At 34.4% G+C, this 18,845-nt stretch carries 12 protein-coding genes; all 12 read right to left on the reverse strand.

The genetic code is table 11. The features are described 5' to 3' along the window. Positions 1-31: 31 nt before the first annotated feature. Positions 32-3,061, reverse strand: a complete 3,030-nt coding sequence (locus tag AC2DZ0_RS08210; protein ID WP_484641195.1) for a glycoside hydrolase family 2 TIM barrel-domain containing protein — start codon at positions 3,059-3,061, stop codon at positions 32-34. 9 nt (positions 3,062-3,070) lie between these two features. Further along, complete coding sequence (locus tag AC2DZ0_RS08215) at positions 3,071-5,419, reverse strand: glycoside hydrolase family 2 protein (protein ID WP_484641197.1); 2,349 nt, start codon at positions 5,417-5,419, stop codon at positions 3,071-3,073. Between the two features lie 182 nt (positions 5,420-5,601). Then, on the reverse strand, positions 5,602-7,077 hold the full coding sequence (locus AC2DZ0_RS08220) for a sulfatase family protein (protein WP_484641198.1): 1,476 nt from the start codon (positions 7,075-7,077) through the stop codon (positions 5,602-5,604). Between the two features lie 6 nt (positions 7,078-7,083). Then, positions 7,084-8,484 carry an arylsulfatase gene (locus AC2DZ0_RS08225; protein ID WP_484641199.1) on the reverse strand — a complete coding sequence of 467 codons (1,401 nt, stop codon included), beginning with the start codon at positions 8,482-8,484 and terminating at the stop codon, positions 7,084-7,086. A gap of 4 nt (positions 8,485-8,488) precedes the next feature. Beyond that, positions 8,489-9,841, reverse strand: a complete 1,353-nt coding sequence (locus AC2DZ0_RS08230) for a sulfatase (protein WP_484641200.1) — start codon at positions 9,839-9,841, stop codon at positions 8,489-8,491. A gap of 198 nt (positions 9,842-10,039) precedes the next feature. Further along, entirely contained in the window at positions 10,040-11,797 is a 1,758-nt protein-coding gene (locus AC2DZ0_RS08235; RefSeq protein ID WP_484641201.1) for a sulfatase-like hydrolase/transferase, read from the reverse strand. Positions 11,798-11,950: 153 nt separating this feature from the next. Further along, positions 11,951-12,946, reverse strand: coding sequence for an L-rhamnose/proton symporter RhaT (locus tag AC2DZ0_RS08240; protein WP_484641202.1), 996 nt, complete (start codon positions 12,944-12,946; stop codon positions 11,951-11,953). A gap of 32 nt (positions 12,947-12,978) precedes the next feature. Next, positions 12,979-13,740 carry an HpcH/HpaI aldolase family protein gene (locus tag AC2DZ0_RS08245; RefSeq protein ID WP_484489607.1) on the reverse strand — a complete coding sequence of 254 codons (762 nt, stop codon included), beginning with the start codon at positions 13,738-13,740 and terminating at the stop codon, positions 12,979-12,981. A 2-nt stretch (positions 13,741-13,742) separates the two neighbouring features. Further along, complete coding sequence (locus AC2DZ0_RS08250; RefSeq protein ID WP_484641203.1) at positions 13,743-15,197, reverse strand: NAD-dependent succinate-semialdehyde dehydrogenase; 1,455 nt, start codon at positions 15,195-15,197, stop codon at positions 13,743-13,745. An 11-nt stretch (positions 15,198-15,208) separates the two neighbouring features. Then, positions 15,209-16,369 (reverse strand): mandelate racemase/muconate lactonizing enzyme family protein, encoded by a 1,161-nt coding sequence (locus AC2DZ0_RS08255; protein WP_484641204.1) that lies wholly within the window; start codon positions 16,367-16,369, stop codon positions 15,209-15,211. A gap of 286 nt (positions 16,370-16,655) precedes the next feature. Then, the gene (locus tag AC2DZ0_RS08260) at positions 16,656-17,069 is read right to left on the reverse strand and encodes a hypothetical protein (RefSeq protein ID WP_484489610.1); all 414 of its coding nucleotides are present in this window, start codon (positions 17,067-17,069) and stop codon (positions 16,656-16,658) included. A gap of 57 nt (positions 17,070-17,126) precedes the next feature. After that, positions 17,127-18,833: a SwmB domain-containing protein gene (locus tag AC2DZ0_RS08265; protein WP_484641205.1), complete on the reverse strand. Its 1,707-nt coding sequence runs from the start codon at positions 18,831-18,833 to the stop codon at positions 17,127-17,129. Positions 18,834-18,845 lie beyond the last annotated feature (12 nt).

Below are 18,845 nucleotides of genomic sequence, written 5' to 3' on the forward strand. Positions count from 1 at the left end.
AATTATTTTTCTTTTTCGAGGTACAAGTATATCAATTTACTTTCAAAGCATCAATAGACAATCCATCATCCTCTAAAGCAGTAATCCTAATGGTATTTGCTCCTTTGCCTAAATTTACCTTTACCTTAAATACACCCCATTCAGTTCTATACTTTGCAGTAGCGGGAAGCTTGATTTCCTTACTTTGATCATTGATACTTAGTAAAACTTTATATTCATTCCTTATTTTATTTAAGGCGCTATATCTAATTTCTAATTCAAACTCTCCTTCACTACCATCATTTTCTTGATACCATTCAATATACCCACCACTATTTCTACCAAAATCGACATATCCCTTACCTGTAAATCCTTTTCCTTTAGAAGATACAATAGCATCGTTATAAGCCGCATCTTCAGCCTGATCTCCACCAGGAACCGCAGCTAAAGCCTTTGCATCCCAAACAAAACCTTCTTCTTTCCCAAAACTTTCTTCTAAATACTGAACTGTACTTCCATATACAACAATTGCTTTAACAACAGTTCCAACTTCTACTCGGAATGGTTTGTTATACTCTAAAGACTTCATATTTGGCCTTGACCCATCTATTGTATAATACACCTTTAACTTTCCTTCTGCCTTCACTCCACGTAAGCCAATAGTTTGCACATCAATACTTACCATACTTGAACTTACCAGTCTCTTTTCCCCTAAAATGGAACTGGCTAATAAGGTGATTCCACCAATATTTGAGGTAGACTCCACATAAGCTCTTGTCAATCCAAAAAATGCAATCCTATCTTTTGCCTCATAATGCTTTTCTACATCAATTGGACTTCCATTATCTAGAGCGCGAATCTTCCCATTTCCAATCACGGAAAAAGCGGTTCTATTTTCTCCATACGGATAAAAATTACCATTTGCATCAGTTGTAGTTACTCTAACTTGAACTACATCGTTTTTTTCATTAGAAAGCGATTCTCCATCAATTGATAAGGCTATCTTTGAAGGATGACTTGCTGTTTTTATTCGCTTTTCTTTTACATTTATCCCATCCTCATAGGCAACTATTCTTAATTCACCCGGTTGCCAAGGAACCAACCATTGACAAGCCATTTCACTCCATTTACTGCCTGGCTTTTTTCTACCAAGAGAAACATCATTTAAAAACAACTCTAGCTCTTCATAATTCGTATAAGCCCAAATTGGAATTTCCGTACCCAGTTTCATGGTTGGATGTGTCCAATGAGGAAATACATGTAACATAGGAGTTTTGGTCCATTGACTTTGGTATAGGTAATACAAATCTTTTTCAAAATTTGCCATATCTATTGCCCCCCCCATAAAAGATTTAAAAGGCCAGCCACCATGCACATAAGTCGCTTCGCCAATATAATCATGCCCAGTCCACCTAAATGACCCGGCATAATTAGGAATATCTCTTAATTGCTCAATATTTTGTCTAGAAGTCAACCGAACCATAGCATTGTCGTAACTCGAATTGAAAATTTGCTTGTAATTTTGTTTTCCTGATGCCCCTGTCCAATCATAAGAAAAAACCTCTTTTTCTGTTAAGTCAGGATATTCGTATGGTTGTTGCCGTTTATTTGGATATCCATCTCTATACCAAGTTTTTGTTCTATAAAAACCACGCACCTGCCAAGTATGTGTATTTTCAGTACCAATAAAAACTCGATCGGATTCCAAAGTATCAAACCATCCCATTTTCTCACTACTTCCGTTCACCCCAAATACATCCATATATTCTGATCCTGAATGCCCTGATGTTACAGGTCTAGTAGCGTCCAACTCGTGGCAAGTTTTAACTAAATCCGCACCTACTTCACCGTGTGTTTCATTCCCTACACTATAAATGACTACTGACGCATGATTTCTATCTCTTTTTATCCAATCTGACAAATCCCTTTTCCACCAATCCTGAAAAGCATCAGCACCATAATCATTGGCCGCCTTTTTCATCCACCCATCAAAAATCTCATCCATGACAAGCATTCCCATTTCATCACACATATCATAAAATTGTGGTGTTTGAGGATTATGTGCTGTTCGAATTGCATTACAGCCCATATTTTTTAATTGCTGTATTCTATATTTTAATATTTTATCAGGTACTGCGGCACCTAAAGCCCCAGCATCTTGATGATTACAAACCCCTTGAAGCTTTACATTTTTACCATTGATCCACATTCCTGTTTTTGGTTTCCATTCAATATCTCGCATACCAAATTTAGTTTCAACCTTGTCCACTAAGCTTTTTCCAATATAAACTTCACTAACGAGTGTATATAAAGTAGGGATTTCAACCGACCACTTTTTTGGGTTCTCAATAATCAGCTCTTGATGAATTGTATCTAATGCATGTTTTTTGAGTCTGAATTTATAATCTTCTTCTACAACACGTTTTCCATTTGCATCATAAACGGATGATACTATTTTAAGCCTCTGATTTTCATCACTAACATTCGATAACTCAGTCTCCACAGAGATAGAATTTCCTTTTGTTTTCACAAAAACCCCAGAAGTTGGAATGTGAATTAATTCTTTCACTTTAATCCAAGTATTTGCATAGATACCACTTCCTGTATACCACCTGGCTGATGGTTGCTTATCATTGTCTACACGAACTGCAAAGGTAATGGTTTCAGAATCTTTTGCGATCTCACTAATATCATACGAAAATGAAATCCAACCATAAGGACGTACGCCTAACTGTTGACCATTTGCCCAAACAGTACTATTCATGTAAACACCGTCAAAAGCAATTTCAACATGTTTCCCTTTCCATTCTTTAGGCACTCTAATGGTTTTTCTATACCAACCAAAACCGGCAGGCAAATAACCGCACTGCCCGCCCATAGGATTATTGATATCATATTCTCCTTCAATACTCCAGTCATGGGGTAAATCTAGCACTCGCCAAGAGGCATCTTTAAAATAAGCTTTTTCTGCTCCTTTAATATCTCCAAGACTAAATTTCCAACCTTCATTAAAATTTATAATATCTCTTGCCTTTAGACCTAGAGACAAAAAAAATAAAAGAATAAAAACTATTTTTCTCATAATTATTTTCTAATTCAAACTTTTAAAATCAAATGTAGCTTTTAAATCATTTACTGCCGCATCAATTTTAATTTTCCCTGCCTTAGCACCTATTCTCAATAAAACAGAAGCCGTACCACCCTCTACTTGAATTTCACTCACATTCATAATTTCAGCATCACCTTTTAATTCAAGAGAAATTTCAGAAAAATAATCATTCACTATAGTTCCATTTTCATCTAATACATCTATATATAAAAACAACACATCATTAGAATTTGCTTGAGGTGCCTTGCCACTTTTATCTAATCGAATGCGCAATGCACTCGCTTTTTTAGGTGTATTCACTATACTAGATTTAATTTCTTTTCCTGCGACATACCCTACTGCTCTTAATTCACCAGCTCGAAATTTTTCTAACTTAAAAGTAAATGGAGGGTGCGATAAATTCGTTGTGTTTTTATTTTTATCTGGAACTTGTCTAGCAATCAGTTCGTTATTTAAATACAATGCAACTTCATCACAATTACTAAACACACGAACATCAGTAGAAGATTTTTCATCCCAATACGAAGCTATTTTTAACACCGCACCAGATTCAAAATCTCTCTGACTTTGGTAAAAATAATAACCAAATTTCGGCAATCTAAAAATATCCATAATTCCAGAATATTCAATTTCATCATGATATCCTCTGTTGTAATCATACATTACCCAATAACTATCAGAATAGGCAGCTGTGTTCATATTGTCATTATGAGATTCTTGTAAATTATTGGCTTGTTGCAATAAATTTTTCTCCCCAGAAGAGAGTACTTGTCTGCTGCTCATTTCCAAACGTTTTGTTTTAGAAAGTTTGTCTTGATTCAAGCCGGCATTAGAAGAATAATATTCCCAATCTCCATATTCTGATACAGAATATGGTTTTGGTTGAATTTCATCATAATGATGTAATAATCTGTGCTGACGTGCTTGCAAGAAAATATCATACACATCATTCATCCAACCACAAGAGTATACATTTTCACCTGGATACTCCTCATGAACAATTTTATCTAATGCTTCCATAAAGAAAATTGGCATTTTTGTTTCATTCAAGGATACTTCCCAAGCCAAAACACAAGGTCTATTTCTATCTCTTCTAATTAAATCTCTTGCAGAATTGTAGCAATATTTCCTAAACATATCATTGTCCAAATAATATTGCCAACCTAAAATTGCATCTATTACCACTAACCCTAATTCATCACAAGCATCCATAAAAGCTGGTGATTGAGGATAATGAGACAAACGAATATAGTTAAAACCACCATCCTTAATTTTTTTTGCATCTCTATACTGCGCATTATCAGAAAGAGCATAGCCCACAAAAGGATACTCTTGATGGCGATTTACCCCTCTCAAGAAGGTGCGTTTGCCATTGATGTACAGTTTATTTTCTTTATCAAAAGTAAATTCCCTTATTCCAAAACGTGTTGTTTTAGAATCTACAACAACGCCATTTGAAAACACCTCTGTTTTTAAATGATATAAATTTGGACTTTTAGGAGACCATAATTTTGGTTTTTCAATTTTAATATCTTCCACAAATTCAAAATCACCATTAGAAGCTATCTTTTTATCCTGTGAAGTCGATTGTGAAACGAGTTGGTCCTTGAAATATACAGACTGGATTAGATATACATTCTGAGTTTCTTTTTTTTCGTTGATTATATGTGTTTTTATTTGCACCGTTGATTGCAATTCTGAGACCACTGGAAAAGTAATAAATATACCCCCTCCAGCAACTTTATTTGCTAACACTGGATGCGATATGTATACCTTTTCTTTCAAACTCAAATACGCATTACGATACAAGCCACCATACATATTAAAATCCAGTTTTTTCAAAGGTTTCGGTCCTGTAATTGCATTATCTCTATTATTTAAACGAATGGCAACAACATTTTTTTGGTTTTCTATAATATATTTGGAAACATCTACAACAACGGGTAAATACCCTCCTTGATGCACAGCAACTTGCTCTCCATTTACCCATATTTGGGAATGGTTCATTGCTGCCTCTAATTCTAAAAATATTTTTTTATCCTCTGTACTTTTTGAAGGTTTAAATTCTTTTCTATACCAACAGATTCCTTGCCATTGGTCATTCACCACCAACGGTTCTATATGCGCCGTATGTGGTAAACTCACCAATTTCCAGTTAGAATCATCAAAGTCCCTTTTAGAGAATTCTTCATCTGCAACTTCAGATTCTTTTAAGAGTTTGAATTTCCAATTTGAATTGATTTTTATTTTGTTTATTTCACTTTTCTCACAAGATATATTAAGAAAAGAAATCAGAAATAAACTTAAAATTACGGTTGTGAATTGTTTCATGCTTTATATTTTAATCTCTCATTAGTCTTTGTTAAAAAACCATCTATATCAAAATAACACTTTTAAAACAGGCAACATGTCCCTATACGTCTAATTATTGTGTGTTTGCGTAAACAAATACTTAAGTCTATTTAAAATCAAGTAAATAAAAAAAGAAGCATTATTTCTAATGCTTCTTTTTTTTAATTTTTATGAGCTTTTTTATACAAGCCTGTTATCCTTTTATAACCAATCTCCTCTCCGGCTTTCATTCTTTCATACTCAGATGGCAATTCTTTTTCTAACCATTCTAATACTGCGGGCCCTTTCATAATAAAGGGATCATATACATCACTAACAGGTTTCATTTTTTTATCAAATAGTTTGGTTTCCTTGCGTAACTTTTTCAATACTTTTTTGTATTCTGGATTGTTTGCTAAATTATTTAATTGATAAGGATCATTTTTCATATCATAAAGTTCTTCCAACGGCTTTCGAGGCTCAAAAAACGGTTTTTGATAATCATTCAACTCACCCTTCGCATACATAGCTCTCATGATATGAACTGCAGGTCTGTAAAACTCAAGATAAGCTTGATGTGCATCGTAGGGAATTTCCGGCTTATCATTTCTTATATAAGCCCAATCAGCAGAAGTAATAGACCTTGACTCCTCTAAAATCTCATCCCATAAGTCTCTAGCTCCATAAACATATTCTCTATCAAAATCTTGTTTAAAAATAGGCTGTCCTGTCATATATTCAGGCACTTCGACACCTGCATAATCCACAATCGTTGCAGTTATATCAGTAGAAGCAACTACTTTATCACTTACCACACCTCTATTAGTTTCCATTGGGTTATAAATAATTAAAGGAATCCTTAACCCAGGGTCTTGTAAATAGCCTTTTCCGCGAATATTGCACCTTCCATTATCACCAATAAAAATAACAATCGTATTCTCTGCCATACCTTTATCCTCGAGCTCTTGGAAGATCATCCCAACTTCGGCATCCATATACTCAATTTGATCAAGATATTTTGCCCAATCCAATCTAATTGCCGGATGATCCGCCATATAAGGAGGTAAACTAAGTGTTTTCGCATTTACCGGGTGTTTTGATTTCTCTCTAATTTCTGTCCACCACGGGCCTCTATGCGTTACTTTTAACTGTATTTGCGCAAAGAATGGCTCATCTTCTTTAGAGAAATTATTCTTTTTATCAAACAAACCAAACTTTTCCTTTCCATCCCAAGGACCAACAGCCTCGTGCTTAAAATTTACATCAATTTTTTGACCATAGGTATAGACTTTTTCATGTCCTAAAATACAGGTATACCCAGCATCCCTCAACAATTTTGTAAAAGGTAAAAACTGTTTATTTAAAGGTTCATTTCTATTACTTCTGTGGTGTTGCGAATTTGTTTTTACTTGATGTGTCCCTACCATCATAGAAGATCTACTCGGAGAGCAAATAGGATTGGTAACAAAGGCATTGTTAAATAACACTCCCTCTTTAGCCATTTTATTCAAATAAGGTGTTTTTACATTTGGCATTCCGTAGCATTCCAAATCTGTACTCATATCCTCAGCCATTAACCAAATGATATTTGGTTGCTTTTGTGCATAAACACCATTTAACACAATAGAAACTAGGGTTAAAAAAAATATTTTTTTCATTTTATCTTATTTAAAAACTCCACCAGAAAATGGATAGTGCTCATCTTTTACACTTTCTCTTTTTAATATTTCGTTTGCTTTAGCCACTAATTTTGGATATTTAGAAGAAACATCTTCTTTCTCAAACAAATCTTCTTCCAAATTATAAAGTTCAGTATGGTAATTATCGGCATATCTAACAGCCTTCCATTTCCCAAATCTTGTAGCTTGTCTGAACCCTTTTACTGATCTTCCTTCTTGTATTTCCCAATATAAAAAATCATGCTTTTTTTGCACACCTCCTAGCAGTTCCGGAGCAATAGAAATCCCATCAGTTTTATTAGGTATTTCTGCCTCCCCTATTTCAGCTAAAGTTGGCATAATATCATAAAAAGTTGAAGGATGATTGCTCACTCCTGGTTTTATTTTACTTGGCCAGTAAGCAATAAAAGGAACTCTCACACCACCTTCATACACATCTCGTTTATATCCTTTTAGACTTCCTGAACTATTAAAAAACTTATAGCTATGATGGTTTTCATTTGTAGGTCCGTTATCACTAGAAATCAAAATTAACGTATTTTCTAATTCTCCACTTTCTTTTAATTTATCAAACATCCTTTTAATCTGATCATCTAACATCGTAATTCTTGCAGCATGCCTTCTTTCTATTTCTGGCCACTCCTCTAAATATTCGTTGTATAAATCATTTTTACTCAAGAAAAATTCATGAGCATGTGGAATTCTATAAGACATATATAAGAAAAACGGCTTGTCATCAGCTTTTGTATCCAAATAATCTAGGGCAAAATTAGTTCTAAATTCATCCAAACATTTATAATTGTTATAGTTATAAAAAATAGAATCTTGATTGTTATTTACCCAATGAACTCGTTCATCAATCTCTATCCCTTTATCAGACACTCCCCATTGTTCTTGTACGGCATAATCAAACCCTCTTCCTTTTGCCCATGTACTAGTATCCTCTGGTATTCCAAGGTGCCACTTACCAATCATTGCTGTTTGATAACCTGCACTTTGCAACATTTCACCTAGTGTTTTTTCTGACTTTTTTAAAGGAATACGATCGTATTTATTAGGATATTGCCCCTTATTTCCTCGTATTCCAACATGCCCTGTATGCATCCCAGTCATCAACACCGCTCTTGATGGAGAACAAACAGAAGTACCAGCATAAAAATCAGTAAACCGAATTCCTTCTGAAGCTATTTTATCTAAAAAAGGGGTTTTTATCACTTTCTGACCATAGGAACCTAATTCTCCATATCCTAAATCATCAGCCAATAAAAAAATAATATTTGGTTTCTTTAATTTCTTTTTTGAAGCATTTTTTTGAGGCTCTTGTTTTCCGCAAGAAATCACCCCCATTAAAACTGCAACTGCTAATACTACTTTTGTTAGTTTCATTTTACTATTCTTTTAATTGTTCTGGGCCAAAAGCAGGCACAGCCTTCTTTTCCCATTTTGCTAAATCCTTTTTTAATTTAGACTCTATTTTCAATCCTTTTCCTATCAAATCTTTCTCTTCAGATCTATCCTCAACTACATTGTACAATTGGTATTTCCCTGAATGATATTTAATCATTTTATAATCTCCATTAGTAATAGAAGCATATTGATCTTCATAACTTCTAAAACCAAATAGATTTCTATTTTTGATATCTTTTCCTTTAAGGATTGGCATCAAACTAACCCCGTTTATTTGTTTGTCTTTGCATTTCTTACCAGAAGCTATCTCTACTAAAGTTGGATATACATCGATAGATTGTACCGGAGTATGGCACACCGTATTAGGTTTCGTTACACCAGGATAATAAATCATAAATGGAACTCTAGCTCCTCCTTCTGCTAAAGTATCTCCTCCCTTTTTACCTCCTCTTAATGGAGCATTTGAATAAGCACCTCCTTGATCTGATAGAACAATTATTACTGTATTATCTGCAATACCTTTTTCTTCTAATGCTTTTCTTACACGTCCAACAGAAGCATCCATTGCTTCCACCATGGCATGATGATCTGCGTATTTACCAGTGATTCCTCGTGCCTTATATTTTTTCAACAAGTCTTTTCTACCGACTGATGGTCCATGTACAGAATAATACCAAAAAGACAACATAAATGGGTCTTTTTTATCATAACCCTTTATAAAATCAACTGCTCCATCTGTCAAAACATCCGTTAGATAATCCCCCTTTTTATAAGCTGCCATAAAATCTCTTGGGTCTCCACCTTTAAAAAACGGGAAATAATAACTTTTCGGATGTCCATGATCTGTTACTCCAAATTCTTTGTCAAAACCTTGATCAATTGGATAACGCCCATCATGGCCTAGATGCCATTTACCAACAAACATATTGTAGTATCCATATTCTTTTAATCTTTCAGCATAGGTTACCTCTTCAAGTGGCAAATAATTTAAAGAAGGCATTTGAACCGGATCGCTAGGCCATAATCCATATTTTGCATTTGGATTTTTAGGATCTAAATGTATATGCCTTACCATTTGTAAACGAACAGCCTCTTTTCCCGTAAGTAAGGACAACCTACTTGGACTGCATGTTGGAGTTGGAATATAAGCTCTTTCAAAATCCAATCCTTCCGTTTTTAATTGATCTAAATTTGGTGTTTTAAAAGAATCATTTCTATAGCCTATATCATTCCAACCATAGTCATCCACAAACAACAAAACGATATTGGGTTTATCTTGTGCTTTCATCACAAAACTTCCCATTAGCAACCCTAAAATCAATAAACTTTTTTTCATCTTAATTACATTTTAATAATGCCTGATACGAAATACAGACATTCTAATTATTTTTTTGTTTCTGTTGGTATACGAAATGTTGTGGAGAGTAAATATTGATGCAAACCCAACAGTATACCTTTGTATTCATAAAAAAACATGGACGTAAAGCATCCCTTACATCCATATCTTGATTCAACTTATATATCGTTTTTCTTCTTATTCAATCACTATTCTTTTGGTAAATTCACTTTGACCCGATTTCAAATGCACCAAATAATCTCCTTGATTTAATTTAGAATGTAAACTAAATCTAAATTCGTGGTCTCCATGACTAACCAAATTTTCTTCGGCAAAAATTAATTTACCTGCAGAATTAAATATGTTTACGGACACTTCAGAATCAACAACTGAATTAAAACCAGCCAAGAAGTCATTTTCCTTTTTTGGATCCTCAAAAACATAACCAGAAGTTACTTCATCTTCCCATACATCCGAAACATTTGCCAAACCAGGAAATGTTTTAACAAAATTAGGCATCGAATTGGCCTTCCATGCTTTTTCTAATTTTCCATTATCAAAAAACTCTGGCTGAATATGAGTCTTTGACCATTCATAAGCTTCTTTTACCATCTCATCCACAACTTTTTTATGAGAGCTACTTAAATTTTTTGTTTCACTTATATCTTTTGAAATATTGTACAAATTCCATTTGCCATTTCCTGAACTATATAATTTCCATTGGTCTTTTCTAACTCCAACTCTATTATTAGTTGCTGTATGTCTCATTGCAAAAATGGATTTCCCTTTTCTTGCATTTTTATTTTCAACAATATAATCTAAAATATCAATTCCATCAATCACTTTGTTTTTCGGGATTTTGGTTCCCGCTAAACCAGCAAACATCGGATAAAAATCAAGAGCTGAAACAGGATAATTATATATTTTACCAGCCGGAATTTTGCTTGGCCAATGCATAAACATAGGAACTCGAAATCCGCCTTCGAAAGTATCCCCTTTCCCTCCTCTCAAAGGTGTGTTTGTAGCCATCCCTACTTTATCGGTTCTACCTCCATTATCGCTCAAAAACACGATTAACGTATTCTCATATTCTCCATTTTTTTTCAAAGCCTCTACTAACTCACCTACGCCTCTATCCAAAGCATATACCATGGCCGCGTAAATATGTCTCCTATCATTTTTATATGTAAAAGAATACGGCTCTGACTTCAATATTTTTTTATCCTCTTCCTTTGCTTCTAAAATACTATGTGGCGCATTATAAGACATAAATAGCAAAAATGGTTCATCATCATTCTCCTCTGAGTCCTTAATAAATTCAACTCCTTTTTTAGAGAACCAATCCGTCAGATAAACATCTCGTGGTTCATCCGCAAGCTCCTTATTCTCTATCAATGGACGGTTATAATCCCATGTATTACCATTAGCATAAGCATCCAAATATTTTGATGTAAAATAATTATGACCTCCTCCTAAAAAACCATAAAAATAATCAAACCCTCTTTCATTCGGATGGTACTTGTTTTCCTCACCCAAATGCCACTTTCCAATTAAGCCTGTATGGTAATTAGCACTTTGAAGCAATTTGCTAAAAAACACTTCATTAGTATCAATCCCTTTTTTTGAATCTTGTTTCAAGTTGAATTGCGACCCAATACCATGTGGATACCTCCCTGTTAACAACCCCGCTCTACTAGGTCCGCAAAAAGAATGTGCTACGTACGCAGAAGTGAACATCATTCCATTGGAAACAAGTTTATCTAGGTTAGGAGTAGCTACATCTATTGCACCATTAAAACCAACGTCTGCATAACCCAAATCATCTGCAAGTATAAAAACAATATTAGGCCTTTGCGGAGGGTTTGATGCATAACATGTTTGTGTATAGAACAACACCATACTGCAAACAGCAACAAAAAAATGTACTAACTTTTTTATATTTCTATTAGATTTCATCATGAAAATTTATAATTACCCTCACAAAATTATAAGCAAGTTAGTAATAGAAATAGATTAATTTATTCCAAAATTTACATTTCTTAACCCAATTGACAGCAAAAAAAAAGCTGAAGTAATTACTTCAGCTTTTATACTTTTATAAAAAGACTATTAATACCCCATTACAACAACTGCAATGATTATTACGAGAACTCCTAACAACATAATATTAAATGGCTTTTTTGCTCCTTCCCATTCTTTGTTTAAATAAGACCAAACATTACCAACTATCAACGACAATCCTAACATTATTGGCCAAGCAATCACATCACCTAATTTTCCCATTAGAGTAGCACCTTGTCCGTAAATACCTAAAGCTCCAAACCATAAAAATGCTGCACCAATAGCCCATCCATATGCCTTACCTGAGTCTGATGTTCCAAAGGAATCCCATGTGTTATTTTTAAACAATAAAAAAAGAGCATAAAGAGCATTGATCGCAAAACCACCCCATAATACTACAACCCATATGGCCAAACTACTGTTTCTTGCGATAGACCCAGCATTTCGAGCTAATTCACCAATTGCCTTCCCTTCAGAAAATCCAACAGCTAGGTAGGCAGATAAGAAACCACTCAATACAGCGATAATTAATCCAACTTTTAAATTTATTTTTTCTCCTGTATCACCTTGTAATTTATCTTTTAAAACTCCTGCATATGCGGTAATCCCAACACCCACAAGCATAATAATTACACCTCCAATGATAAACGGAAATTCTGGCATTGCACTCGGGTTATCCATAGAGAACAGAGGAATCAATCCACCTGCAGCAGAACAAACTCCCATAACAATTCCATAAGTTAAAGAAATCCCAATATAAGGAACACTTTTACCAAATAAAATTCCACCAACTCCCCATAATGCACCAAATGCCATTGCTGTCATAATCACATTTGATGGAGCAGCTGTCAATACACTAAACAAATCTGGTGTGACAAAATAAGCCCATGCAGTAGGAATCAAAATCATTGCTACTACTGAGTGAACAAGCCACCAAGCTTCCCATTTCAAAGGGTTCATAAATTTCATTCCAAGTCCAAAAGAACCTTGAAACACACTTGCTACTATTACCAGTAAAAAAGGTAAAAACATAGATGATTCCATAATTATTGTTTAAGTTTATTTAGTTATGTTTATTATTTAAGTTGACTTGTGATACCCTTAAAAGCATTCATCACCAATCCTACATCCACAGCATAAGATATATATTGTACCCCTATATCGCTCCACATTTTTGCTTTTTCTGGAGACTCTGTAAATGTACCCACTGCCTTTCCGAATTTTTTCGCTGTTTCAACAGCTTCTTTCATTGCATTCACAACACTTGGATGATCTACTTGCCCAGGTACACCACAAGACTGTGATAAATCATAGGGTCCTAAAAAGATAACATCAATCCCATCTACTTGTACAATTTCAGTCAAATTTTCAATTCCTTCCATCCCTTCAATATGAATGATTGTTGTAATGGAATCATTTGCTTTTCCAAAATGATCAGCACCATTGATATTTGTATATTCGGCAGCTCTTACATAGCGGCACATTCCTCTTTCTCCTTTTGGATAAAACTTAGTTGCTTTTACCAATTTATCGGCATCCTCTTTAGTACATATTTGAGGTACTTGAATGCATTTGGCTCCTATATCTAAAGTTCGTAAGATTAATGTTTCCGAATTCTCAGTAACACGTACCACAGGGGTAATTCCTCTAGCTTCCGCCGCACGAATCATATTTTGTGTGGACTCTATTCCATAAGGTCCATGTTCCATATCAATGATTACAAAGTCAAAATCACTCAAAGCAGCAATTTCAACGATTGCAGGGTCTTGCATTTTACAAAATGGACCGAAAACTGTTTCTCCAGCACCTAATTTCTTTTGTAATATATTTTCTTTCATAATTATAATGCCGTAGTAACACGTTTTTTAACTAGATAATCTTCTAGTGCCAAATGCGAACAATCATGTCCTATTCCGCTATTTTTAAATCCTCCATGTGGTAAATAGATAGCATATTTAACACCATTTACTTGTACCTCTCCAAACTCTAACTCTTCTGAAAACCTTTCAATTCTCTTATGATTATTTGTAAAAATATAAGACGCTAAACCAAACTCTGTATCATTTGCTAATTCTAAAACTTCATCATCTGTATCAAAAGGCATCACCCCAGCTACAGGACCAAATGTTTCTTCATTAAACAATTTCATATCCATATTAACACCAGATAAAACTGTTGGCTCTATCCAATTTCCTCCTTCAGGAAGTCCTTTTGGAATACCTCCTCCAAACTCCAATTTGGCACCCTTATTCACTGCATCCTCAATCAAATCAAACATTTTTTCTCTTGCTCCAGGAGCCGCTAAAGGTCCCATAAACACATCTTCATTCTCTTTGATTCCAAATCCTACTTTCACTTCAGATGCACGTTTTGCGTATGCTTTGATAAATTTATCATAGATATTTTTATGAACAAAAATTCGGTTAGCAGCTACACAAATTTGACCTGAATTTCCAAATTTCAATCCAACAGCAAGATTCAATGCAGTTTCAAAATCTGCATCTTCAAAAACGATAAATGGAGCGTTCCCTCCTAATTCCATTCCTAATTTCTTAATAGACGTTGTACTATCAGCAATTACTTTCTGACCTGTTTGCGTAGAGCCAATCATAGTTAGTACAGCAGGAATTTTACTTGTAGTCATCGTTGTAGCAACTTCACTACTTGGTCCTGCTAAAATATTTACTACACCCGCTGGAAAATCAATACTGTGTAAAATTTCACCAATGATATAAGATGAAAGAGGCGATAAGCCTGAAGGCTTAATAATCAAAGAACAACCCGATGCCAATGCAGGTCCAATTTTATACCCAACATTTAACAATGGAAAATTCCATGCTAAATAAGCAACAGCAACACCAGCAGGCTGAGAAATCATTTTATGAATGTGGGTATTGTCATGATCAGGTATTTGTTCTTCTCTTAAGTTTTGCATAGCATTAGGATACCATTCTAATGCCTCCGTCAGTCTATCAATATCTTCCTGAGAACCAGCATAGGTTTTACCCATTTCATGAACCATTGCTGTTCTTAATTCATGCTCTCTTTCTAAAATAGCATCTCTTAATTTCAACATCCACTGAGTTCTCTCTTTCAAAGAAAGTTTCTTCCAAAAATTAAATCCTTTTTTTGCAGACAACAAAGCCTTTTCCGCATCCTCTTTACCAGCTTTTGCAACCTCAGCAATAACCTCACCCGTAGCAGGACAAATTACATTATCCTTCTCTCCACTTGACGCATCGACTAATTGACCGTCGATATACAATTTTTTATATCCGAATTTTTCTGTTTTCATCATTTTAACTTTTATAAAATACTACTCAGTATTACTCCATTTTTCTTGTATGTGTACCTTTCTAGAACCTCTTCATCCACATCAATTCCTAAACCTGGTCTTTTCGGTACCTCAATCATACCCTCTTTCATCTCTATCGATGGAAACGTAAGATTCTCTCTCAAACCATTTTCAGTTTGATCATACTCCATTAAAAAATTAGGTTGATACATTCTACCGGGTATCGATTCAATATTAGAAATAAAATGCAATGCAACATGAATACCAATAGCGGTTCCCCATGTATGAGGAATAATATCAATTCCATTAGCACTTGCCAATGCTCCAATTCTTTTGGCCTCTGTTAGTCCTCCACTTGCACAAATATCAGGTTGAATAATATCTACCGATTTATTCTTAATCAATTGATTGAAACCAAATCTAGTATACTCACACTCACCACCGGCAATAGGAATTGTAGTCTTAGTTTTTAACTCATTATATTGCTCATAAAACTCAGGAGAAATTGGTTCTTCAAACCATCCAATATCATATTTCTCGATTTTTCTGGACAATTCCGCTGCCTCTCTTAAGGTATAAGCATGATTTGAATCGACCATCAGTTTAGATTCCGGACCTATCAATTCACGCAATAACTTTACACATTCTACATCTTTCTCTATCCCTAAACCAACTTTCATTTTGAAAGCCTTAAAACCCTGAGATAAATATAATTTGGCTTCTTTCTCAAAATCTCTAGAAGGATTTTCATGGTCCATATAATAAAACCCTGTTGCGTAAGGTTGAATTTTATCTCTGTGTGCCCCTCCTAATAACGTAGAAACTGGTAAATTCAAAATCTTCCCTTTCAAATCCCAAATGGCAATATCTAAAGCACTTATGGAAGCCATTAACACACCCCTTCTTGCAAAATCAAGCGTTTTACGGTACATCTTATTCCAAATAACTTCATTCTCCAAAGGATTCTCCCCAATTACCGTAGGCTCTAGAAACTTAATACCAGACTCCAAAATATTTGCAGGACCGTATCCTTCTCCCCAACCATGCTGACCATCTGAGGTAGTTACTTTTACAACACAAATGCATCGTTCTGAATATTCCCATTGCGAAAAGAAAAAACTTTGTGAAAGCTTATCTTTTAAAACAAAAGTTTCTATTTTTTCTATAATCATACCCTTTATTTTTTTTCAAACAACTCTTACCAAAAGAGCCAATTTGTTATTTAATATATTACAATCTTGACACATATGCCGATATTGTGGTAAAATTAAAGAAAGAAGCTCCTTCTCTTTTATCAAAATTTACCCCAATAAGAACCGATATTACCAATTTTAAGGATAAAACCTAGCTGTTTTTATTTATAAATCCATGCTTTAACAACTCGAATCAACGAGAGTTTATTACACAAAAAAAGGGTGTTGTTTGCAAACAACACCCTTTTCAATCAAATCATTTCAATTAGTTATACACTTCTTCTTCAGCTATTACAACTGAAATTGGAGTCCCACCATCTATTGTAAGAGAACCTACACCTGTAGATTTTGTAGCTGCAATTACATACAAACTTTCAGACACCATCCCTTCGGAATCTTCTATTTTTTTAGTTACCGATATAAGATAATCTGTATCGGTAGATGTATCAGAATAATCTGTTGCTTCGTATTTTTCTACTTTTGAACTTGAAATATGTTCGATAATCAGATCTCCTTTTTTATACACATTAATGCGTTCGAAGAAACTTGAATTATCAACTGCATTTACAGAATACACTGGTACCAATGCAATGTTCGGTTGCTTCCACTCTGCACTTTTATCACAGCTAGTCACAAACAGTAAAATTGCAAGCCCTAAAAATTTAAATATATTTTTCATCTTTATAAATGTTTTATTATTGGCTTGGCAGAAAACACTTTCTACCAAGCCAAATTATTATGGTCTTTCTTCTATTGGTTGTAAATTAAATTCATCAAAATACATCGTTTGCCTACCAGTAGCTCCTGGATTAGCACCTCTATCAATAAAAATAGTCATTCTTGTTCTATCCTGTATAGATGGAACATTCTCAACCAATTTTTCAATTCTTACCCATTTTCCTTTTTCAACACCAGATATATCCCACGTTTGAGCCAAGCCAGCAATATCCCTTGTTTCAAATGTTGTAATATTAGTCGATTCAGGCACAAATACTCTAAAAGACATAACATATCTTCCTCCATCAAGTTTATCATGCATACCCAAACCAAACGTGAAGCATTGATAATTATTAGGTGTACCTCCTGTGAATTCTGCTATTGAAAACTTCATAGAATTATCACCTGCAAATGCCTGTTCTCCACTTTGTGAGAACATTGGATCTCCATCAGGGCCATTATTAACTCCTCCTCCTATCCAGAAAGTTCTTGCAGGTCCCATCCATCCATTTGATTGACCACCTTGTCTAGTCTCAAAACCAGCCCAGAAAGATGATAAAACATTTGGTCTGTATGTAACTACACTCACAGGATCAAATGCTGCTAAAGTTCTTTCATCTAAAGACTTTATATTACCACCTTTATATTCAACTGTAATCATATCAGAGTTATAAATAGGATCTTGTAATGTTAATTCAACAAAAACATTATTATCATCACTAATTTTAGCCTGTGTAACAGTTATGTTTTCATTGAAAACCCCATTTTGAACATTTACAACAAAGTTTGCTTCTTCATTTTCAACAGTCTTCAACGGACCATTTACTCTGAATCTGATTGTCTCGTCCTCATTTTCAACCATTACACCATCATATACAAATGGTGCAGAAGATGGTAAAACATTCACCATTAAAGGTATCAACTTTTCTTGATTACCAGCTGGTATACCTTCTCCACTTCTGATTACTCTAATACTACCTGCAGGCTCTTGTCCTAAGTTATAGAAAATAGTTTCAATATCAGCTTGATTAGAATTACCTGGTATCCCTCTATTAATTGTCCAACTCCTTGAAGTTGGTCTACCCTCAACAGTATTATCTTTAAAAATCAAAGTTTCGCCTGATTCTATTGATTCTACTGGCCATGTACTTTGATCTTTTTCCAAAATCAAATCTTCTTCAGTTACTTCCAATATTAACTCCTCATTCCCTGAATCATCTCTTTTATAAACCGAAAACGCAGGTAAAATATGGCCATAAACATCAAACGTAAACGTAGTATCGATTACCCAAAAATCTCCAACTTTCGTCGCTCCTAATGGCAATTCACTCGAATTAAAAGTAACTGAATCCTTAAATTTATTTAATAAACGAATCCCGTGTTCTCCCTTTTCTGTAAAAAGCACATGCGCCTTTTTATCTGTTGAATTAGTTCCTACTCCTTCTTTGATAAACAAAGGCAAAGAGTCAGTCCTAGTAAATCCCTCATTCAGATAATGCATAGTTTCATCAACAATCCATTCATGTTCAATTGTACCTTGCGATACATCCACTAAAGACATATGAGTATCAATTGCAATATTGTATGGATTTTGGCTATCACTAAATCCAATGATCCAAGACACATCGGACAAATCATCCGGTGCTTTATAATCTAAATATTCTTCTTGACAACTAGTCACTAAAAGTAACCCAACAAGAAAACTTAATATTCCTATTTTTTTCATAATTAGTGCTTT

This window comes from Flavicella sp. IMCC45668, from assembly GCF_057219105.1.

What these genes read in the sequence shown, in the direction of transcription:
- AC2DZ0_RS08220 (WP_484641198.1), bottom strand. Translation starts at nt 7,077, where the DNA reads ATGAAAAAAATATTTTTTTTAACCCTAGTTTCTATTGTGTTAAATGGT.
- AC2DZ0_RS08235 (WP_484641201.1), bottom strand. Translation starts at nt 11,797, where the DNA reads ATGAAATCTAATAGAAATATAAAAAAGTTAGTACATTTTTTTGTTGCT.
- AC2DZ0_RS08265 (WP_484641205.1), bottom strand. Translation starts at nt 18,833, where the DNA reads ATGAAAAAAATAGGAATATTAAGTTTTCTTGTTGGGTTACTTTTAGTG.
- AC2DZ0_RS08245 (WP_484489607.1), bottom strand. Translation starts at nt 13,740, where the DNA reads ATGAAAGAAAATATATTACAAAAGAAATTAGGTGCTGGAGAAACAGTT.
- AC2DZ0_RS08215 (WP_484641197.1), bottom strand. Translation starts at nt 5,419, where the DNA reads ATGAAACAATTCACAACCGTAATTTTAAGTTTATTTCTGATTTCTTTT.
- AC2DZ0_RS08210 (WP_484641195.1), bottom strand. Translation starts at nt 3,061, where the DNA reads ATGAGAAAAATAGTTTTTATTCTTTTATTTTTTTTGTCTCTAGGTCTA.
- AC2DZ0_RS08230 (WP_484641200.1), bottom strand. Translation starts at nt 9,841, where the DNA reads ATGAAAAAAAGTTTATTGATTTTAGGGTTGCTAATGGGAAGTTTTGTG.
- AC2DZ0_RS08255 (WP_484641204.1), bottom strand. Translation starts at nt 16,369, where the DNA reads ATGATTATAGAAAAAATAGAAACTTTTGTTTTAAAAGATAAGCTTTCA.
- AC2DZ0_RS08250 (WP_484641203.1), bottom strand. Translation starts at nt 15,197, where the DNA reads ATGAAAACAGAAAAATTCGGATATAAAAAATTGTATATCGACGGTCAA.
- AC2DZ0_RS08260 (WP_484489610.1), bottom strand. Translation starts at nt 17,069, where the DNA reads ATGAAAAATATATTTAAATTTTTAGGGCTTGCAATTTTACTGTTTGTG.
- AC2DZ0_RS08240 (WP_484641202.1), bottom strand. Translation starts at nt 12,946, where the DNA reads ATGGAATCATCTATGTTTTTACCTTTTTTACTGGTAATAGTAGCAAGT.
- AC2DZ0_RS08225 (WP_484641199.1), bottom strand. Translation starts at nt 8,484, where the DNA reads ATGAAACTAACAAAAGTAGTATTAGCAGTTGCAGTTTTAATGGGGGTG.